10 protein-coding genes are annotated in these 22,538 nt (G+C 38.6%); 3 read left to right on the top strand and 7 right to left on the bottom strand.

The genetic code is table 11. The features are described from left to right. Positions 1-147: 147 nt before the first annotated feature. The 7 genes from AC012T_RS16830 to AC012T_RS16800 all read right to left on the bottom strand — a co-directional run bounded on the left by AC012T_RS16830 (position 148) and on the right by AC012T_RS16800 (position 16,921). Entirely contained in the window at positions 148-951 is an 804-nt protein-coding gene (locus tag AC012T_RS16830; RefSeq protein ID WP_487059917.1) for an SDR family NAD(P)-dependent oxidoreductase, read from the bottom strand. 155 nt (positions 952-1,106) lie between these two features. After that, positions 1,107-2,624, bottom strand: coding sequence for a thioester reductase domain-containing protein (locus AC012T_RS16825; protein ID WP_487059916.1), 1,518 nt, complete (start codon positions 2,622-2,624; stop codon positions 1,107-1,109). Continuing rightward, the gene (locus AC012T_RS16820) at positions 2,621-4,297 is read right to left on the bottom strand and encodes a PfaD family polyunsaturated fatty acid/polyketide biosynthesis protein (protein WP_487059915.1); all 1,677 of its coding nucleotides are present in this window, start codon (positions 4,295-4,297) and stop codon (positions 2,621-2,623) included. The genes AC012T_RS16825 and AC012T_RS16820 overlap by 4 nt, the downstream gene beginning before the upstream one ends. Positions 4,298-4,507: 210 nt before the next feature. Next, positions 4,508-7,837, bottom strand: a complete 3,330-nt coding sequence (locus AC012T_RS16815; protein WP_487059914.1) for a PfaB family protein — start codon at positions 7,835-7,837, stop codon at positions 4,508-4,510. Next, on the bottom strand, positions 7,834-9,195 hold the full coding sequence (locus AC012T_RS16810) for a beta-ketoacyl [acyl carrier protein] synthase domain-containing protein (RefSeq protein ID WP_487059913.1): 1,362 nt from the start codon (positions 9,193-9,195) through the stop codon (positions 7,834-7,836). The genes AC012T_RS16815 and AC012T_RS16810 overlap by 4 nt, the downstream gene beginning before the upstream one ends. 273 nt (positions 9,196-9,468) lie before the next feature. After that, positions 9,469-11,199, bottom strand: coding sequence for an SDR family NAD(P)-dependent oxidoreductase (locus AC012T_RS16805; RefSeq protein WP_487059912.1), 1,731 nt, complete (start codon positions 11,197-11,199; stop codon positions 9,469-9,471). 331 nt (positions 11,200-11,530) lie between these two features. Next, positions 11,531-16,921 (bottom strand): beta-ketoacyl synthase N-terminal-like domain-containing protein, encoded by a 5,391-nt coding sequence (locus AC012T_RS16800; protein ID WP_487059911.1) that lies wholly within the window; start codon positions 16,919-16,921, stop codon positions 11,531-11,533. 2,026 nt (positions 16,922-18,947) lie between these two features. On the opposite strand from AC012T_RS16800, the gene AC012T_RS16795 reads away from it, so the two are divergent. The 3 genes from AC012T_RS16795 (at position 18,948) to AC012T_RS16785 (ending at position 22,493) form a co-directional block, all read left to right on the top strand. Beyond that, complete coding sequence (locus AC012T_RS16795) at positions 18,948-20,156, top strand: ABC exporter membrane fusion protein (RefSeq protein WP_487059910.1); 1,209 nt, start codon at positions 18,948-18,950, stop codon at positions 20,154-20,156. Positions 20,157-20,251: 95 nt separating this feature from the next. Then, positions 20,252-21,430: an ABC transporter permease DevC gene (devC, locus tag AC012T_RS16790; RefSeq protein WP_487059909.1), complete on the top strand. Its 1,179-nt coding sequence runs from the start codon at positions 20,252-20,254 to the stop codon at positions 21,428-21,430. Between the two features lie 58 nt (positions 21,431-21,488). Then, positions 21,489-22,493, top strand: coding sequence for an NAD-dependent epimerase/dehydratase family protein (locus AC012T_RS16785; RefSeq protein WP_487059908.1), 1,005 nt, complete (start codon positions 21,489-21,491; stop codon positions 22,491-22,493). Positions 22,494-22,538 lie beyond the last annotated feature (45 nt).

Raw genomic sequence — 22,538 nt, 5'->3', positions numbered from 1 at the left:
AGGCTCTACCTCAACACACATTGATAGCGAGATTTCACTGTAAGCAGGTACATATATAGCGGGCAAGACTTCGACACGATCAGTCAGAGGATGCCCGCACCACGAGAGTTTCATTATTTTAGTTTGTACTAAATAAAATCCACATACTTATTTATCTTCTTGCATAGTTCTAACTGTTCTTGTTACCAGATTTCTAGGGAAAAATCCGACAATTTTCGCCAATATTTTATTTAGCAGTCCGGGAATCACAATTGTCTTCCCTGCCATTAAAGCATCATAACCAATTTGGGCAACAGTTTTAGCATCCATCATCTTCTGACCCTTAACCAGCTTAGAATCTGCCATTCCTGTTCGTTCATGAAACGCAGAAACTGTTGAACCTGGACAAAGCACTGTCACCGTCACACCAGTACCTTCCAATTCATTAGCTATAGCTTCAGAAAAGGATAAAACATAAGCTTTAGTTGCAAAATAAACTGCCATTAAAGGGCCTGGTTGAAAGGCAGCAGCAGAGGAAACATTTAATATTTTTCCCTTGCCTTCCTTAACCATATCTTTGAGAAATAATTTAGTTAAATGGGTGAGACAAACCAAATTTACCTGCAACATTTCCAGTTCAGTATTCAAGTTTGTTTCATTAAATAAACCATGAGTACCAAATCCGGCATTATTCACGAGGATATCTACTTTAATATCTGCTTGTTGTAATTCCGTAAAAATTTCTTCCGGAGATGATGATATAGATAAATCTTTGACAATAGTTTTGATAATAAGCTGATATTTTTCCTGAAATTCAATTGCAATTTCTAGTAGTTTTAACTCGTTTCTATCTACTAAAACAAGATGATAATTCTCGGCAGCAAAAATACAGGCTAATTCGTAGCCAATTCCACTGGCAGCACCAGTAATAAGAGCAGTTTTCTTATACTGTCCTTGATCTTTGATTTTCATAACAAAAGTTTGGTGAATTTCACCACAAGTAATATCAATTGAGTCTTGCTGAGTAAAGAGTAATAAATAAAAATAGGTTAGCTAGAAATAAATTAATATTCTGACAACTTATTTGTTACTGTTAATCACTCTTTCCCAGCATTGAATCACTATATTTAGGCAAGACTTAAGAAACCAGTCTGCATTAAATAGGAAGTGTAAGTAATTAATAGTTGAGAATCAATTGGTGGACAAACTATAGAACTTCCCTTCAATGCTTCTAGAGTTTCTTGGCAACTAATAATTGGTCTTCTAGCTTGCAAATACAAATCAGGAATGGTTATTTGCTCATCAGACCAACGTTCTAATAAAAATGGTCGCAGAGTGTATAAAGGATTATCTTGAGAAGTGACATTATTGATTAACTCTGCTTGCCATTGTTCGTAGGGAATCATCTCAAGTGAAAAACCAAAAGTGCGTATCCATTCAACCAAAGACTTTAGAGAAGCTGGTTGAGGATGTTGGAGATGGAAAGCTTTACCAATTGATGTTTCTTGACGAGATAGATAGACAACGGCTTTGCTTACATAGTCTACAGGAGACATATCTAACATATAATCTACGTCAGGGAAATATCCCATTTGGAGACAGCCTTTAATCATCAAATTGATAAAATCGTGGGTATTACAAATCCCTGTTTTGCTATCTCCAGAAATCAAAGGTGGTCTGTAAATAGTAATAGGTAGCCCTCTGTCACCAGCAATTTTGACTAATTTTTCTGCTACCCATTTAGTCTGAGAGTAACCGAGAAAAATACCTTGCCAGTCGTGAAAATCATCCTGTTCTTTGACAACTTTACCGGCATAAGCAGTTGATTCAAAAACAGCGACACTGGAAACGTAATGTACAGGCTTAACTTTAGTTTGACAAGCTAAACGCAAAACTTCTTGAGTTCCTAAAACATTAGCTGCCTTTAATGCTGAGTAAGGATACACATAATTCAGCAAAGCAGCACTATGATAGATAACGTCAATATTAGCAGCTAGATTTTGAAACTGTTCTGCACCAATACCCAAAAGTGGCTGTGCTAAATCACCAACAATTGGGATAATTCTAGAAGAATGTTTATCATCCCAAAGTGCATACTGTTGAAGATTTTTTTCTAATTTACTCTTACCTTCTGAAATATCAGCAGCACGCACTAAGCAATAGATATTTGCTTGAGTTGCTTCTAGCAGTTCCTTAATCACAAAAGCGCCTAAATAACCTGTTCCCCCAGTTAAAAAGATATTTTTGGGGTTGCTGACAGAGACAGCAGATATTGAACTGGGTTGAATAGTAGGGTCAAGGACAGCTTCAGCAGCTAAATCTAGAAAGGGAGGAGCAATATTTACAGCAGTAACTGTTCCAGTTTCAGAATCTTTTATTTGAGATTGTTTGGGAACTTCTTCAGCTAATCGCTCAGACAGTGAAGCAATAGTTGGGTAATGCCAAAGTAAAACTGGTGAAGGTTTAAAACCTAGTAATTGCTCCAATTTACTAATGAGAATCATAGCTTGGGCTGAATCCAAACCATAATTTTCTAAATTTTCTTTGACATCAACTTCTTCTGGTGTGACTCCAATAACTTCAGCCAAATTAGACACCATGAATGCTTGAATATCTTGAGCAGTATAAGCAGGTTTTAAATTCATTTTAACATCTCCAATATAGAGTGAACTGGGTGATATTGACCGTAGTAATTAGGGATTTGCAAACCTTGAATTTTCAAGCTTTGAATGCGGTACAAAAAGGCTGTTCCTAACATGATGTGATGTGCAACATCAACCACATGACGATTATTAGGTTCTGCTAGATAGGAACCACGCACCCAGTCGTTAAAACTGCCCATAGCAGGGCCGCACCAAATTTGATAATCGACTTCTCTTCCTTTTTCACCAGAACTAGACCAACGAGAGGATAGTCCTAAATACCAGCGAAAAATCAAAGCCATTTTTAGCTTCGGATTATTGACGGCTTTACCCAATTTTTCAGGGTTTTTCTGAGATAAATAAGCAGCAGTTCCTTCCCAAACTTCGGCAATAGTTTTACGGAAGATTTGTTTTTCTAGTTTTTCTTTTTCCGCGAGGGGAATATCTTCAATTGAGTCATAATTGCGGTATAATTCGTATAGTTTCTGCGCCCGCATTGGGAACATTGTTCCGCGTTTGAGAACTTGCAATTTGACTCCCATTTCAAACATATCTGCGGCTGGAGCCATCATCATATCAGCCATTTCTGCTTGGGCTAATAATTTTTTGGTATAATCACAAGCTCCAGATTCAAGACAGGATTGATTAATTGAACCAGTCACTATATAAGCAGCACCCATCATAAAAGCAGCTAAGGCTGATTCTGGTGTACCAATACCTCCAGCTACTCCTACTCTAATTGGTTTTTGATAATTATATTGTGCTTGAATTTCATCTCGCAAAGTAATGATTGACGGTAGCAAACAAACCAAGGGACGATTATCTGTATGACCACCAGAATCAGCTTCAACGGTAATATCATCAGCCATTGGCACTTTGCTGGCAAGATTTGCTTGAAATTCAGTAATTAGTCCTTGCTGAATTAGTTCTTTGAGAATTCTTGCGGGTGCTGGTTGCAAAAATTTAGTCGCAACCTCACGACGAGAAATTTTGGCAATGACTTTATTTTTAATTTCAATTTCATTGTCTGCGTTCAAACTCAGTCCAGCAACTCGATAATAAACGATGTTGGGAGTTAAGTCTAAAAATGCAGATGCTTCTACAGTTCTTACTTCATATCTGAGGTATAAATCTACTGCGCGACGTTCAATGGCTAGTTCATTAGGACTGTGAATTAAATTAAAGGCATAAGGGCCATTAGGTAAGGCTTCTTGAATACGGTTGATAGCAGTTTCTATCCGGTCTGGAGTTAAACCACCAGCACCAAAAGAACCTAAAAGCTGCTCTTTTCCTAATGCAATTACCATTTCTTCGGAAGCAATACCACCTGCCATTGCACCTGTCATGTAGGCAGATTTCACACCATAAGTAGTGAGAAAGTTAGGATCGCCAAATTGTTGCAAGCGCAATGGTGGAAGTGAGATTAAAAGTTCTGCTTGTGCGGAGAAACCGTTATCAGCAGGTGTTAAATAACCATCATTAGTAACGCCAATGTTACCAGCTACTTTAAGAATGTAACAAGGTTGATCTAATGATAAAAATTTATCAATGATGGATTTTTGTTCAAAAGCGATACAATCTAATGAGCCTTTCCAAACTTGGTTATGATTATTGGAGAAGGTAGAAAAAACAAGACCATTATCGTATTTATTTAGTACCGTATCGATTGTTGTCACGGTAGTTGTTCCTCAAGTTGTAAGCAATGGTTTTCCTTGTAGGGGCGTTCGCGGAGCGTGCCGTAGGCATCAGCATTCGGGTGATAACCTATCGTCCAAACTATTGATTTTCTGTCAGAATGCTTCGCCCTTACTGTTTCTTGGAATTAGCAGAGGTAGAACCTCTGGAATTGCGTTCCCAGCCAGAGGCTAGGAACGAGAATTAATGATTTATTTCTCTTCGCTGAGTAGGGTTTGAGCGCAAGCTAATTGTAGTTGGATGATTTCGCTCATTTGTTGACTAAAATCTTGTCTGGCTTCTAAAAAGCTAGTGTGTGCTTGTGTTAATTTTGAATTATTGGCACTCAGTTTTTGATACTGAGAAAGTTTTAAATCATTCATACTAATTGTGTTACTAGTTTCTGGAGGTATGAGAGGGATATTTGGCTTTTGACTGCTCGTTAACTCTGAAGATTGTAATTGTTCTCTAGTTTTTAAACCGTTATCCATGATAGTTTTCATGGTATTTTTTTCTGGGTGAGAGTAAATATCACTAGGGGCAAATTTGGCTGGAGGTTGTAAGGAATTAATGATTTTATACTCTGGATAATTGGAAATTATCTGCTGTTGCTTTATTTGAGTAGCTTTTTGGAAAAGCTTACGGTTATCCTCATTCAAAATTGCAGCAGTTATGGAATTACCACCTAAGGTAATTTTTCTCAGAGTAGCTTTAGCTTTATTTTGTTTTCCAGTAGCTGAGGATAGGTTATAAAGTGGAGATAAATCCAAATGCACTCCATGACTAAGCAATTTTGCTAGTGCTTTGACAAGTGAACTATGATCATCTATTCCGCGTCGGTTTAAGGATACGGTGATGTGTTCTTGATTGCTCAGATTTTTATCTATCCAGCGAGAACAAATACCACCTGCACCTGCTTCAATAAATATTTTTGCACCATCAGCATAGACGCGATTAACTAAGCGAGGAAAGTCGAGTTGCTGACATAATCCTTTGGCAATGTTGTGAGCAATTTCTTGACTATTAAGTGTAGTCGGTTGATACTCAGCAGCGGAATAAAAAGTAATACCGGGGATGGTTTGTGCTGGTAAAGTGTATAATTTTTCTAGTTCTTGGGACTCTGATTGCATTGCTTGACAATGAATCACATGATCAAAAGGAGCAGGAAAAGCGTTACAACCAAGTGTTTTAATGACTCGTTCACAAGCTGCTGGTTCACCGGCAATTAATACTTCTTCTGATGTATTAATCTGTGTCAAGTAGACGCGAGTTTCATTTTTTAAACACTCTCTAACTTGTGCTGGAGTGGCCATGAGAACGTAATTGCTCCAGAAATTATCGTCTGAAGTTACGGAAGCTTTTGGCATTCCCCAATGCTCACGCACAGCATTTTTGGGGCCGGATAATCTATCTCCAAACAAGGCTGATGAGTTAAAGGTGTTACTTACTTCATAAAAATTGCTCCATACTCCTTGAGCAACCATCATGCTAGTTTCACCTAAGCTATATCCAAAGATATATTTGGGTTTGATTTGAAAATCATCGGTGATAATTGTGGAGATGAGTCTGGTAAATAGCACTTCGGCTTCAAACATGGCCAGAGAATCATCAAACAATTTCTTTTCTAGAGTTTCCAGTTGTCGAGTTGACAGTTTACTCAAACTTCTGGGAAATACTAGTTTTTCAACATCCGCTGCACGTTCGTAAAGACTTTTGACAATTACATCATCAAAGGCTTTAGGAAATAAACGGAAGAGGCTGCGACCAATACCGAGATAAGAATTGACAGCAGCGGGATAAATATAGGCAATTTCTCCATCTTTTCCTAGTGGTTTAGGTGTAAAATAACTACCTATGGGAGTTTGCCAATCTTTACCATTTTCAAAGGAATTAGCTACACCTTTTTTAGCTGAGTTAATTTCTTTGAGTAATTCTTTTTGGTTGCGTCCAGTGAGAGAAAGTATATATTTGGCTTCGGAATGCTGTTGAAATTCGACAAATGTTTGACTAGCAACATCTTTGAGGGAATCAGCATTTTCAATTGTTTGTTGCAAATTATCCAGCGCTGCAAATAAGCTGGACTGGTCATTAGCTGCAATGGGTAACAAATGAAAAGGTCTTGATTCTAAATATCTACTGCTGCGTTCTGTTTGTTGGGTTTCTTCTGATAAGATCACATGGGCAAAAGAGCCGTCACAGCCGATACTATTAATAGCGGAAATTCTGCATTTGACCTCTTTTTGTGAGAACCAAGGTCTGGATTCGGTAGCGACGTAAAAAGGACTACCTTCCCATATTTGGGGTGTTTTGACACTAGACCAATTGGGAGTTCCGGGAATATATCTGTGGTAAAGACTCAGTGCGGTTTTAATTAAACTAGCGATTCCAGAAGCGACAAAAGTATGACCAATATTGGCTTTGACGCTACCAATAGCACAGTGTAAACCATCTCCTACGGGGGGATAAGCTTGAAGGATACCGTTAATTTCGGCTTCGTCTTCTGTGGGAATTCCACTACCGCAGACTTCTAAATAGTTGATTTCTGTGGGTTGAATACCTGCTTGTTGAAAGGCTTGTTTGCATACTTGAGTAATGGTAGCACTATCTATTGCCATTGAAGGGGATTGACCAATGCTAATGCCATTTATTACTGCGTAAATGCGTTGATTGTTTTGCAATGCTGTATCATGTCGTTGGATAACAACTGCACCGGCACCTTCTCCTACATTCCAACCGTCGGCTTTCTCGTCAAAACTTAAGGTATTGATGCCTGTATTGAGTTTTCCTAATTGACTGCGGAGTAAGACGTTTTCGACACCACCAGCTAAGTCAATTCCACCTATAACTACAGCTTCAACTTCGTTGGTAGTTAGTAGCATTTCTGCTAGTTCTAAAGCTTTGAAAGCTGCTGTTTCTACAGCACTAATAGTGAAAGAAGGCCCAGAAAAATTCCACAGGGAGGAAATGCGACTGGCCATAATGTTGCCGACATAACTGATAATTTCACCAAGATCAACTTGCGAGTGAATACTATCTTTAACGATGGTTTCTAGTTCAGCGATTTTTTCTGGTGGTAAGGCAATTTCTAAGCTATTTAAGCCGTCTTTAAGCTGCCAAGATGAATTCCAACGTTGTTGTAATTGGTGTACAGATAGTTCTGTATCGGCAGCGATGATTACTGCGACATTAGCACCTGGGGATATTTTGGCATCTTTGAGGGCGCGATCGCACACTTTCAATAATAAAAGTTGTTGCGGGTTGATTTTTTCTACTTCGTTGGGGGGAATTTTGTAAGCTAAGGTATCAATTTCAAAATCGCTAATATACGCGCCATGCGGTGCTTTCCCGGTTTCTAACCCATACTTTTGCAGTAACTTTTCCTGCTCATTAATGCCATGCCATCTTTTTTCGGGGAGGGGAATAAAATGCTGTTTGCCGTCGTAAATGCTGCTCTCAAAAGCATCTAAATCGCTACATTCACCAAAAAAAGCATCCATACCGACGATAGCCATTTTTGCAGTCATATCTTTTTGAATACTCATTTGCTGACTTCCCCCTGTTCCAAAATTAAATGAGAGTTGGTTCCACCAAATCCAAATGCGCTTAAAGCTACGTGCTTAGTTCCTTTACTCGGCCAAGGTGTGGCAGTTCTGACAATGTTTTGAGGCGAAATAACATTATGCTCAGAACCCATAGGTTCACTGACATCTATGGTTGCAGGGATAACACCGTGTGACATACTTAAAATCGTCTTTGTTATCCCCACCATGCCGGCAGCAACGAGTAAATGACCAACATTAGTTTTAGCCGAACCCACCAAAGGCGTTGCTTGGTGTTGACCAAAAAAGCCTTCAACAGAGTTGCATTCTGTGGTATCTCCCAACAGAGTGCCAGTCGCGTGACACTCTAAATAATCAATAGTTTGGGGGTTAAGGTTAGCCTCAGTGTATGCTCTTTGGTATGCGAGAGTTTGTCCTTGAGCATTAGGACTGAGGAGGTGCTTACCTTTACCATCATTAGATAGACCATTACCGCAGATTGTTGCTAAAATGCGATCGCCATCTCGAACAGCATCACTGTATCTTTTCAGCATTACCATCCCAATCCCTTCGGAGGTAATTAACCCGCGTGATGCCTTATCTAGAGGACGACTAATGCCATTTTCGGGATATCCTTGAATACCAGAAAACAACATTCTTAAAAACAACGGATCTGCACAACTAATAGCACCAGCTAACATCAAATCAGCTTTACCAGATTGTAGATAATGGGATGCTAATTTAATGGCATAAAATGCTGATGAACAGGCAGCATCTATACAGCAATGAGTTCCAGAAAGAGAAAATGCACGGGAAATTATAGCAGCAGGTAAGCCGCTCACCATAGCATTATATGGAGATGCTTTAGCAGCAGTTAATGCACCACCTAAACGGAAGTCTTTTTCCTGTAAAAGTTCACCAATTGCAGGTTCAATAGTTTGCTGATAAAGAGGAGCAAACAATTGGTTAGAAGCTTTGGTTGGTAAACCCAGAGTTCCTAAAATTACGCCACATTTGGAAAGTGCAGTTTTATTTCCCCAATAACCACTTTGGATAATGGCTTGTTTGGCTGCATACAATGACCATTTAAAGGTATTGTCTAAGCTTTCTACAAATACCCCAGGTAAATTGTACTCACTAGCATCAAACTTAAAGTCACGGATAAATCCACCTTTGAGAAAGTAGAATTTTTCCGGTTTACCTTTTTCAGAATCGTAGAATATAGCAGGATCAATTCCCAAATCCGCTACACTTAATGTTGATGTAGAATCTTTTTCTTCGGTGAGATTCTGCCAAAATTCTTCAGGATTTTTAGCATCGGGAAAGAGGCAAGATAACCCGATAATAGCTATTTTTTCCACTCTTGAAATCCTCGTTGGGGCATAAGACGTTGTTCAGGATTTACGCTATTCCCCCAATCGCGGTTTTTTGTGTAGGTTGGGTTGACGCAAGGAAACTCTTAACAGTTTGTTCCCTGTTCCCTTCTTGTTAAATTTGTTGGGTTGCGCTGTCGCTTAACCCAACCTACTATAGCGGTTCTCGGTTGAGTGAGATACAAGAACCCCACCCCCAACCCCCTCCCCGCAAGCGATGAGGGGGCTATGATGTATTTCATTCAAATGCATACCGCTATATTACTTCTTATTTAACATTTTCATTGGCCAAATAACTGCTTTTGCTCCTAATATTCGTGAATATATTTTTCCTTCACGATTATGGATAATAAAATTGACAGTTGCACCAGTATCTGTTTTAGCTTTGACTTCACAGGAAACATAAAATGGGATGTTGAATGGCACAGCTAAATATTGTTCACAGTAAGTTAATTGTCCCGGTAAACAAACTTCTTGATGTACATGATTTAACCATAACCATAGGGTTTGGGTACTTAAATCAATTATGTAAGGATTGTGCCATTTAACAGGAAATTGTCCTTGTTGTTTGGCTGTGATTTCTTGCCAACAACACTCGGCTGTCAGCTTTTCTGAACTAATGTTTAAAATTCTGGTGATTTCTTGAAAAGCTGGGCCATGAAATAAGGACAAATCGCCATTTTGATAAAATCCTTTGCCAGTAGTAGAGACAATATTATCTTCTCTGAGATCCATTGATTCATAAATGGGTGCTTCTGGCATATTTTTTACCAGTTTAATCAAAGAACTGAAATGATAAAGAGTTCTTCCTTCCGGAGTTTTACTCAATATTTTGGTTTGGAATTCAACAAAATCACCCTCGCTTTTAGCTACTTCTTTTATTTCTAGAATATGTTCATCTGCCAAAGTTGAGTTAAAAGTAATACCCTTTAAAACTTTGAAGTCTTGGCAACTGAAATATGTATAACCCGGATAAATTTCTTCACAACCATTAACCATCCATGATTTAGCACAGGTAGCTGGTAATACTGGTGAGCCGGCAATTGTATGATCATACAAAAATGGATTTTCGGCTAATGTCATCCGTCGTCGAATGCGATAGCTACGGAGTTCGGAGCCTAGAGGCATTGCCGGGGGAATCATGGTGCTACCAATGACAATTTGTGTATTATCTTGATAAGCAGGATACAGTTCATTAACTAACATTTGTGTACCAACTTCTAGAGGAATAATGCTAATTCCTCTTTCAGCAAATGCTTTTTTTAATTGTGGTGTCACCATACCACTATCCCAACCACCCCAATTAATTGCAACTACATGACATTGAGGATAATTTTGCTTAATTTGATGGGCTGATTTATTGAGAATTTCGTTAGCAATTGCGTAATCACTTTGACCAATATTCCCATAAAAACCAGTCACGGAAGAGAATAAAATTAAATGCTGTAATTGCTGGGGATTAACACAAGAGAGTAAGTTTTGTAATCCTTGCACTTTGGCGTTGTAAACCTTGTCAAAGTCTTCTTGTGTTTTCTTTTCAATTAATTTGTCGGCTAAATTACCAGCACCGTGAATAATGCCTGTAATTTGTCCGAGTTTTTGAGATACAGTATTGAGTTTTTCTTGCAAAGCTACTGTATCAGTGACATCAACGCTGATATATTCTGCCTTTGCACCAGCTTTTTCAATTTCTGCTAAGGTCTTTTTAATTTCTCGGCTAGAATCAATTTCATTAAATATCTTTTGTACCATCATGGGTGTTGGTTTCTCGCCTTGAGAAATCAGATTTTCCATGATGCTTTTTTTCAAGGCAGAATCGTCTAAACAATCACGAGCATATTCTGGTTCTGTGGTGATTTCAGAACGACCAAGCAGAATAAATTTACAAGGTTGGTTTTGTGCTAATTTAATGGTGCATTGTGCAGTGATTCCCTTTGCTCCACCACTGACGACGAAGACAGATGATGGACTAATTTGAAGTGTTGCGGTCATAATTGCAATTTATAATTTTATGAATGTCTCACGCAGAGACGCAGAGGCGGGGAGAGGAAGCTCACAGGGGTAGGTTTTTAATATTAACTGTAAAGGCAGGACTAGGAAGACAAGGAGGGAAGGTAGACAAGGAAGATTTGATACGGACAATGGTATTTTGACGGACTGTTCTTGTTACCAAGAGAATCTGATTTTGCACGGTTTTCCTCCCTTGTCCACTATCCTTCCTTGTCATCCTTGTCTTGCCCTCACGACAATGTAAAATACCTACCCTTGTGAGGGGAGAGGAAGATCAGAGTTTTTGTGAGGTGGGCAATGCCCACCCTACTGGTTATTCTGGTTTAGCTACGAGGGTGACTCTTCCTTGAGAACTATAGCCAACTTCACCTATATATCTGTTGGAATCATGCAGTTCGGCAACTATATATTCTGCTGATTGGTGAGGATCTAAGGTTGGGTTTAAGTCTATTGCTCTGAAGAAGACTTTTGGCCATTCCCATCTCAAACTTTTGGTTAATCCAAATAATCCAGCGCCGATGATGCCAAAGTTTTCTTTGTGTTCTAAACCAAATGCTCCGTCAAGATGGGCTACTGTGCAGAAGCTAACTCTTCCTTCTAAATCGGCGGCTGCATTCAAGGTTGGTTTGAGATGTTTGGCTATCAAGAATACTTGTTTAACGATCGCTTTCTCGGCTTCTAGATAGGAGATGTTACCTGTGTTTTCGCCCAAACATTGAGGATGAAGATGAATGAATGTACCAATTTTCCCGTGTTTAGCGGTGACGCTTTGTAGGAGTAGTTGCAGATGTTCTTCACTCAAGTTCGCCAAGGTAACGCGGGTAACGCCTACTGGTAATGGCAATTGTTCTGCAACTAATGTTTGGGGGAAGCTGAGAACTACTACTTTCCAATCTTGTTCTATGAGGGCGTGAGCTAGTTTGGTGGTGGTGAGGGAACCATCATCGGTGATTAAGGCGATGTGTCCCTCTGGTAGTTTGCATTCCCAAAAATCAGGTCTGGGTAAGGTTTTTAGTTTTACTGGGCGACGAGGAAGATTTGGGTCTACTAGTGGCGGTGGGGTTAAATCCACTACCACTTCTGGGAGGGTAAGAGCGTGGGGAGATTCCGCTTCTACCGGGTTAAAATCAGGGTTTTTTTTTTCACCTCCCGCCAGCTTTTGGAGGTAGTCTACAATTTGTCCAATTGTTCGTAGGTCGCCTAGTTCTTCTATATTTGGTTTGGGTAAGTCGGGGTATGTTTCTTGCATTGCACCCAAGATTTCTACCCGTTTGATGGAATCAATTCCTAGGTCGGCTTCCATATCCATGTCGAGTTCTAACATTTCGACTGGGTAGCCTGTTTTCTCGCTGGTGATGTTTAACAGGGTTTGTCCTAAGTCTGCGTATTCGTTACTAGGGACTGGGGATTGGGGACTGGGGACTAGGGACTGGGGACTGGGAAGAGGTAATTCTTCCCTTGCTTCCTCTACTTTCTTTTCTGTCACCTGTAACCTGTCACCTGTCACCTGAATTTCTTCTGTCAACCTGTCACCTGTAACCTGTTTTTGCAGATATTCGACGACTTGACCAATGGTGCGTTTTTCAGATAGTTCTTCTAAGTTTGGTTTGGGTAGGTTGGGGTATAACTCTTGCAACCCTCCTAAGATTTCTACCCGTTTGATGGAATCAATCCCTAAGTCGGCTTCCATGTCCATGTCAAGTTCTAACATTTCGATGGGATAGCCTGTTTTTTCGCTGGTGATGGCTAGGAGGTTTTTACCTATGTCTTCAATATTTAGGTTGGTGGTTGCTGGTTCTACAATTACAGCTACAGGTGCTATCGGCTCAGGTTGAGTTTCAATAACTGGGGTAGGTTCTGCAATTTGAGGGGTGGGAATGGCTGCGATTACAGGTGCAGCTTTTTCAACTACTGGTTCTATTACTGGCTGAGTTTCTACAATTTTGGCTGTAGGAGGAACTACTGTTTCTGTAATAGTTGGTTCTGGGGACATCAACTCCCGCAGACTGTTGGTGTGTGTTTCTGTGAGTTGGGGAGGAATTACTGGTTGTGTTGTGTCTGTACCAGCAATTAGTAGTGAGTATTCTTGTTGAATGAGTTGGAAAAAGTTTTTGGTGTATTCTACTTGTTCTTGTAGATATTGTTCATGAATGCGGAGGGTTTCACCTTGTTGATTGTGAAACTGCATCATGCTGCGCTCGAAGGTTTCCATCACAACTTGTTTAAGTTGGGCGGTTTCTGGAGTTTGACTATTTGTAAATAAGGCGTTTTGTTGTTGCATCAGTTGGAAAAACGTTTTGGCGTATTCCATTTGATGATTTAGGTAAGTTCCGTGAATTTGTAAGTTATCACTTTGGTTGTGCTGGAACTGGTTCAGGAGGTTTTCTAAACTTTCCAGAACCTGTTGGAAGTTCATATTTTTATCTGGTGTTTCCATTTTCCCTCCTGGACGCTGTGCAACTGCATAACGTGCTGTAGTCGGTAATAATTCTTGAATTGCTTGATTTGAACGAGGCGCAGGAATCATCTGGGGCTGTTGGGGGGTGGTATTTACAGGTGTTTTTTTGTGTCCGTTACCGTTATGACCGTTGGTTGTCTGTGCGGGGATGTTGTTGTTTGGTTTGATTGAGTTTTCTATGGGAGTTTCTGGACGGGGAGACTCTAGAGGGCGAGGAGACTCTGCCCCTACGGTGAAACCATCCTGTAAGGCTTCGGTGAAGGCGTTTCTGGTTTTTTCGGAAACGTAGTTAATGCCGTTTAATTTGACGCTTAAGGTCTTTTTGGTGGCAGTTGGGGGGATGATTGGGGGTAGTTGGTAGGGGTCAAGATTGCTCAAAGCCATACCAATAACGCGCAGTTGGATTGCTGCTTCTCTGAGGGAGCGATCGCTATTCTTTTGAGTACTAGGATTCAGAGATACGGTAAGATGGGGGCGATCGCCTAAGATATCTTTGACCAAGTTGGTGAGAATCCGTTTGGGCCCAAATTCTACGAAGCAATAACCACCAGCAGCATAGATGTTTTCAATCTCTTGCTTGAATAGGACTGAACTGGAAAGGTGTCCTTCTAGAACTCTTTGGATTCCTGATGGTTCTTGAGGATATTGTTTGCCAGTAACATTGCTGAAAACGGGAACTTTGGGATTTTGGAAATCGACTGACTTGGTAGCGATCGCAAATGATTTTTGAGCGAATGCAATTAAAGGTGTATGGAACGCAGCGGAAACTGGTAATAACACCGCACCATAGCCCAATTCCTGGAACTTTTGCTGAATTTTCTTAATTTCAGCCGTTGGGCCAGCCAGGACAACTTGAGTGGGAGAATTGAAATTAGCGATCGCAACTTGGGGAAAATGCCTCAGCACCGCTTCCACCTTAGTAATATCTTCCTTCACCGCTAACATACTACCCGCATCATGGTCTGGGTCTTTTGGTGCAGCCATCGCTTGACCTCTAGACTTAACCAAGAACAAATAATCCTCCTCAGTCAGCACTCCCGCCGCCCACAAAGCCGTCAATTCACCAAAACTATGTCCGGCAGCAAAATCTGATTTAAACCCAGCTTCTTGGAAGATAGAATACAATCCCGCACTAAAAACCCCAATTGCAGGTTGAGCATATTCAGTTCTTTGCAAAGCTGCAATTTGAGCAGTTTTTTCCTCTTCTTCAAAAGTTGGATTCGGGAAAACAATTTGCGAAATTGGTTGCAAATTATCCTTAATTAACAACCCGTCCATTTGTCCATACAGACGACGCAAAGCCGGGAAATTCATCACCGCTTCTCTACCCATTTCTAGGTATTGAGAACCTTGTCCAGAGAATAAAGCCACAACTTTTCCGCCCAATTCCATCCCGGAAGAACGGTAATAAATACCTTGAGGATGTTCCCAAGAAACTGCTGACTGCTTAGTTTTTAGTAAATCAATACTAACTTTCAGTAACTTACAAGCTTCTTGCCGATTCTCAGCTACAAACCCAATTCTCGCCGCAGTTTGAGGAATAGTTAGAGATTGTGATTCTTGGATTAATTGCGAATAATGTCTTTCTCCCTCGTTAGATTGCAAATTATTGAAAGTTGCCTCTAACTTATTGATTAACTCACTGGGATTGGCAGCAAATAATAACATTTCACTAGCCGCGTTATGTAAACGATAAGCTTGTTTTTGTTCTGCTTCGTATTCTTCCAAAACAACGTGATAATTAGTTCCACCAAAACCAAAAGAACTCACTCCAGCCCTTCTTGGTGCTTCCCCTTCTGCCTTGATCCAAGGTCTAGTTTCTGTGTTTAAGTAAAACGACGAATTTTGAATATCTAGTTTAGGATTTGGCTCAGTAATATTGATAGTAGGTGGCAAAATCTTGTGATGTAAAGCCAAAGCAGTTTTAATCAAACTTGCTGCACCTGCGGCAGCTTTTGTATGTCCAATTTGCGATTTTACACTACCTAAAGCAATATGCTGTTTTTTGTTGTCATATCGAGTCAAGAAATCTCGCAAAGACCCAAACTCTGTAGGATCTCCAGCCATTGTTCCTGTACCATGTGCTTCCATTAAACCCACAGTAGCAGGAGAAAAACCAGCATCATTGTAAGCACGTTCTAAAGCTTTAACTTGTCCTTCTTTGCGAGGAGCATAAATACTCTTATAACGTCCATCGCTAGAAGTGCCAATACCTTTAATCACAGCATAGATTTTATCACCATCTCGCTCTGCATCTTCGAGACGTTTCAACACAATCATGCCGATACCTTCACCTAACATCATACCGTCAGATTTAGCATCGAAAGGTTTGACATTTTCACTAGGAGTAACAGCAGGAGTTTTGCTAAAAGAAATATAAGCCATGATGGTGTTATCGGTATCTACACCACCAGTCAGCATCATATCGCTACGATATTCAATTAGCTCGCTAATTGCCATCTTTAAAGCACCGAAGGAACTAGCACAAGCAGCATCAACTACGCAGTTTGTACCGCCAAAGTTGAGACGATTGGCAATTCTGCCAGCAACCACATTTGCTAACATTCCAGGGAAAGCATTCTCATCCCATTTCACATAGGCAGTTTTGATTTTATCGACGATTACTTTAGTATCTTCGTCCGATAAACCACTACTTTTGAGAACTTTTTCCCAAATCGGATATTCTAACCTTGCAGATAGAGGTATTCCTAATTGCTTGGCTTGCGCTACACCTAAAATTACCCCCACATTCTCGCGGTTAAACTCACGAGATTCACTATAACCAGCATCTTCCATTGCTTCTTTCGCAACTACTAAACTTAATAGTTGTGATACATCAGTAACTTCTAAAATGCTGGGAGGGATACCAAATTCCATCGGATTAAAATCTACTTCGGGGATAAATCCACCGCGTTTACAATAGGTTTTATCCTCTAGTGTTCTGGGGTTAGGATCGTAGTAGTCTTTGACGCTCCAATGTGTCTCAGGAACATCAGTAATACAGTCAGTTTTATTAACAATATTGTGCCAGTATTCCCGCAAATTTCTGGCTTTTGGTAATAAAGATGCCATACCGACAATTGCTATCGGATTTTGTTGCAGTTGTCTATTAATTTTGTTAGTAGATATTGACGTTTCTGATTTCATTTGTTTTTCCTCTATAAACCTAATCAAATCCTTTTCACAACTGTTAATAAGGCTCTCTAACTCCGACAAGGCAGTATTAATTGAAGAAGCAGATATCATGGCATAGACTAATTTTGAGTACTGTGAATTGTTTAGTTACAGTAATTTCTGTTGCCTAGAAGTGATGAAGCCACCTCTTTTTATCAGCAGTTAGCTATCCTATCTGCGTAATAACGAAGGTTTTTCCCAATCAACACCACACTGTAAATCCTGCCTTAACTGAACATCTAAATAATTGGTATTTTGGGTTTTTGAGGCGATTTGGAAACACTGTAATGCTGTAAAAATACTATACAAAGTTGTCTTCCCTTTTCTTCTTTTGTCAGAGACGCTATGCTGAAAGCCTGTGGCATATCCCAAAGGATGAGTTTATTGACAGGACTTACGTAATGCTACACAAACGACTCTTGATATTGTGGAAGCTGGTAAAAAATTCTGGACTTGTTTTAGGTACTAAATTAGTGAACCGTATCCAATCATCATGGTAAGGATTTTGAGTGATTTTATGCCATTGGCATAAAAGAAAGTGAAGAGTAGGGTTGAAAATAGAAATGTGTATTTTTTTCTCACCATTTGGTAAGTATTCAGAATCGAGAATACAGAAGACGCTACACGAACCTGCGGTTCAAGAGAATAAAGGCTTTTTTAGTCAACTTTGACAATTTTGAGAAAATCTCACTGCGCTCTATTCTTCATTTCATAAGCATTCTGACTCCTGACTCCTGAATTCTTACCCCATTTGGATGTTCTAGCTTCACTACAGAAACGTAATTAGTGTTAATTACAATGTTATCTGTCTTGATCAATACCATAGCCAGTTTTACCACCCAGGATAATATATTGTATGCGATTCAACCAATAAAAGCTGCCAAGTTCGTTACAGAAATAACACCACATTTAATCTCAATCCATGTAACCAGAAAAAATACTTAAACGTTTTTCTTGTCATCATCATGTAGCTCTATTTTAGTATTTTTTCCTTTTGACTTTCCATTAATTGACTAATGCCTTGGAGCTTTTAAACATTGAATTAATACAAAGACTAGCACAGCTTATAGAAATTGAATAGTTCATTTAAAGTAAGTTTAGGAAAAAATATTTTGTTAATTTACTCGATTTTGAAATACTAATCCATCTAATCGTATAATCTTTGACTAGGTTTTGTACGGTTTGAGTTTTAGGGATTCCGTATTTTCTGGAGATTTTTCATTGAAAAATAAAGTCTTATAGATAGATTGTCTAGGAAATCACAAATCATTAAATACACATTCGATTCCTTTGAACATAAATATCTTTTTTCTCAGAGAAACATCATAATTAGGGTTAAGTTGTTGATGAATTTATAAGATAACTCAGTTTAATACTCAAAGAAGTTATTTATAAAGCAAATATTAATTTAGCGGATGTGATGACTTCAACACCAGCGATATTAAGTTGTGAGGAAATCTGTATATTTAATCATTATCAAGGATTGTTTGCTAAGAAAAATACAGATTTAATAATTGATTTATGAGCTTTTAATGTAATATCCCATCAGCAATAGATAGTTTTCGTTGGGTTTTTGAGTACAAATATGATTTCTATTCATATGTCAAGACATTCCTATTTATTTAGTTGACAAAATCAAATTTTTTGGGCAAAATTAAATATAAGTTTATCCCGGTTTTTCTAGATCATTACAACAGAGCTTCATCACATCTAGGAATTGAAATTTTAACTTAGCGCTAAGGTATTTTACGCTACTTTATAAAATTCCGATTAAGGATAAAACTAAGGATACTCAGAAGTAATATTACCGTTGATTTAGCTGCTGTTCATATTATCTTTGGCAGCTACTCAGTCTAACAACAATTTATAACTTAAGGATTCAGGAGTCAGGAGTCAGGATTCAGGATTCAGGAGAAAGGAGAAAGAAGGAATAAGGAATAAGGAATAAGAATATTTTTCTCTTCTGTTCCCTGCTATATCAAACATTCTGTATCCTGAATACTTACCGTGAAATCAATCCTAAATCCAAAATTATCTGACATTGAATTGATATAGGTATCACGACTATCCCTGAGCAGAAAATACTTGGAATAAAAAGATGGCAGAAAACAAAGAAAGCCAATTATTGAAAAATACTGCTATGAAATGGAAAATAGTTTTGGCTGCGTCTATTACGTTAGCTGCTGGTTTAGCATCTTTTTACAGTTTTTCTCAATTGAAGATGCAACCTAATTCTCAGTTACAGTCTTCCTCAGTTGGTTCTCCTCAAACAACTCCTGGCAAAGTTGCTGTAACTGCTTTGGGAAGATTGCAACCAAAAGGTAAAATTACTTATTTATCTGCTCCTAATTCTATCAACGGTGTGCGTGTTGAAAAACTATTGATAGCGGAAGGAGACGAAGTTAAACAGGGACAAATATTAGCTTATTTAGATGACTATACTCGTTCTAAAACTGCTATCAAACAAGCGTTAGACAGACTACTAATTGCTAAATCTAAACTAACACAGGTGAAAGCTGGGGCTAAACCAGGTGATATTAATGCTCAAAAAGCCACCGTTACTCGTTTAGATTCACAATTAAAAGGTGATATTGCGGCTCAGGTAGCAGCAATTAACCGTATCCAAGCGGAAGTAAACAATGCTCAAACAGAGAGCGATCGCTATCAACAATTATATAAAGATGGTGCAGTTTCTGCTTCCGTAGCTGATACCAAGGCTTTGCAACTCAAAATTACACAACAACAGTTAACAGAAGCCAAAGCCTCTCTTATACGTACTCAAGACACTCTGAAAGATCAAATTAAGGAAGCAAATGCTAGACTCAACAGCATTAAAGAAGTACGTAGTGTAGATATTCAGTTAGCAGAGAGTGAAGTCAAAAGTGCTAACACTGCTATTCAACAAGCCAAAGCAGACCACGATTTAACTTACATCAAATCTCCCATAGATGGCAGAGTTTTGAAAATTCATGCCAAAAATGGTGAAGTAATCTCTACATCTGGTTTTGCTGAACTTGGTAAGATATCAGAAATGAATGTGATTGCTGAAGTTTATCAAACCGATATTCAAAAAGTACGCATTGGTCAAAAAGCGATGATCACTAGCGCAGCTTTTGCGGAAAAAATACAGGGAACAGTGAAGGAAGTTGGTTGGCAAGTTGACAAACAAAGCATCTTTAGCATTAACCCCTATTCAGATACAGACCGCAGAATCATTGAAGTCAAAATATCAATTGATAACCCTGCTGATATTCAAAAGGTATCTCGTTTCACCAACTTGCAAGTAGACGTTGCTATTCAAATCTAGTCATTAGCGATAGAAGAAATAGGGAAAGATGGAGATATGGGAACATCAATCACCCAAATACCACTTACTAATGACTAACAAGTAAAGACAAATATATGAATATCAAAATTCCTTTAGCATGGCTACAGTTAGTCCAGCAAAAAGTACGTTTTGTCGTAGCTGTAGCCGGAATTGCTTTTATTGTGCTGCTGATGTTTATTCAGCTAGGGTTTCAAGATGCACTTTATTCTAGTGCTACAGCATTACATCAAAACCTCAAAGGTGATTTATTTTTAGTTAGTTCTCAATATAAATCTTTGACCTCAAATCAAAGTTTTTCTCGGATTCGTTTACATCAAACATTAGGATTTGATGGTGTAGAGTCTGTGAGTCCAATGTATCTGCAATTTGCCAAATTAAAAAATCCTGCAACTGGTGAAAAATATTTAATATATGTAATTGGTTTTGATCCAGGAAAACCAGTTATGAATATCCCTGAACTTGAGCAGAATTTAGATAAACTCAAAATTCCTGATGTCATGCTATTTGACAGAGATTCTCGACCAGAATTTGGGCCAATAGCAGAAAAATTTCAGCGCGGTGATACAGAACAAACAATTGAAATTTTTCCTTTTGATGCCACTAGAGGTTATCGAGTTCGAGTAGGTGGTTTATTCAGTTTGGGTCCTTCCTTTGGTGTAGATGGAAACTTAATTGTAAGTGACTCAACTTTTTTGAAGATAAATCCTAATAGTCGTCCTGTTGAAAAGATAGATGTAGGTATTATTAAACTCAAATCTGGTGTTGATGCAAATAAGATTTTAGCAAATTTGAAAGCAAGTTTACCCAATGATGTGCAGATTTTTACTCGTCAAGGCTTTATTGACTTTGAAAAACAATATTGGTCTGTAAGAACTCCTATTGGTTTCATTCTTAACCTCATGTTAACAATGGCTTCTGTGGTTGGTGTGGTGATAGTTTATCAAATTCTATATAGCAATATAGCCACTCAATTTATTGCCTACGCAACATTAAAAGCTATTGGTTATGCCAATGGGTATTTATTAAATGTGGTTTTTCAACAGGCATTAATTTTGGCAATATTATCTTATATACCAGGGTTTATTATTTCCTTGATGCTATATGATTTTGCCATGAAATCGACTAAATTACCTATCATTATGACTCCTAATAATGGATTAATTGTCTTAACATCTACGGTTTTAATTTGTATAACTTCTGGAGCATTAGCTATTAATAAACTGCGCTCCGCAGATCCGGCTGATATTTTCTAGTAAATCTAGCATAAATTCAGTAATTTAAGTCAACATATTTACCCATCAATATTGTCCTATGAATCTTCACAGCAAAACTCTTCTAATTACTGGTACTGATGAATTTATCGGCTTACGTGCAGCCGAGTTAGCGATTGCTCAAGGGATGAAAGTACGAGGCTTACAAAGTTCTTCAGGGCAGAATAAAACTCTCCAAAATTTAGGAGTTGAAATCATTGTTGGTAGCATCACTGATGCAAAAATTGCTCAACAGGCTTGTCAAGGAGTAGATATTGTTTTACACACCACTCAACTTGCGGAAGAAGCTGGTGAACTGAAGAATTTTCGGGAAATAAATGTTGGTGGTACTCTCAATATAGCTAAAGCTGCAAAGCAATCTGGTGTCAAAACATTTGTACATCTTTCTAGTGTTTTAGTTTATGGCTTTGACTATGCCGATAATGTTACAGAATCAGGGTTACTATCTGGAGATAATAATCCTTATTGTCAGACAAAGATTGAAGCAGAGACAGAACTATTAAAATTAAATTCACCATCAGAGTTTGGTGTTATTATTATCCGTCCTGGAGATGTTTATGGGCCAGGAAGTATTCCTTGGATAGTACGACCAGTTTTGATGATGCGACAAAAATTATTTGCTTATGCAAATGATGGTAAGGGAGTCATGAATCATCTATATATAGATAATTTGATTGATGCCATTTTCTTAGCTATGGAAAAGGAAAGCTATGGTGAAATTTTTAATATCACAGACGGAGAAAAAACTTCCTGGAAAGAGTATTTTATTCACTTAGCTGCAATGGAAAATTTACCTGCACCTATGTCTCTTCCTAAAGAGGAAATGAAATTGTTTCTGCGTGTGCGTCATCAAGGACAAAAGCTATTTCGTAAAAAAGCCGATATTCTCCCTGAGTCTGTTGATTTTATGAGTCGTCCTTATGCTTATTCTGTTGCTAAGGCTGAAAAAATCTTAAACTATAAACCCAAGGTAGATCTAGAAGAAGGAATGCGACGTACACATGAGTGGTTGCAAAAAACTGATCTTCAGAAATTGATGAAATAATTTTTTGTTAATCAGATCATGCATCTACATTTTTACATCTAACAC

It is taken from the genome of Anabaena sp. EIM26 (assembly GCF_057568715.1).
Note: the sequence above shows the minus strand (reverse complement) of the source record. Positions and strands in the feature narration are given on the sequence as shown.

Coding starts and splice junctions, on each gene's coding strand:
- AC012T_RS16800 (WP_487059911.1), bottom strand. CDS start 16,921: ATGATATCTGCTTCTTCAATTAATACTGCCTTGTCGGAGTTAGAGAGC.
- AC012T_RS16815 (WP_487059914.1), bottom strand. CDS start 7,837: ATGAGTATTCAAAAAGATATGACTGCAAAAATGGCTATCGTCGGTATG.
- devC (WP_487059909.1), top strand. CDS start 20,252: ATGAATATCAAAATTCCTTTAGCATGGCTACAGTTAGTCCAGCAAAAA.
- AC012T_RS16825 (WP_487059916.1), bottom strand. CDS start 2,624: ATGAATTTAAAACCTGCTTATACTGCTCAAGATATTCAAGCATTCATG.
- AC012T_RS16805 (WP_487059912.1), bottom strand. CDS start 11,199: ATGACCGCAACACTTCAAATTAGTCCATCATCTGTCTTCGTCGTCAGT.
- AC012T_RS16830 (WP_487059917.1), bottom strand. CDS start 951: ATGAAAATCAAAGATCAAGGACAGTATAAGAAAACTGCTCTTATTACT.
- AC012T_RS16785 (WP_487059908.1), top strand. CDS start 21,489: ATGAATCTTCACAGCAAAACTCTTCTAATTACTGGTACTGATGAATTT.
- AC012T_RS16795 (WP_487059910.1), top strand. CDS start 18,948: ATGGCAGAAAACAAAGAAAGCCAATTATTGAAAAATACTGCTATGAAA.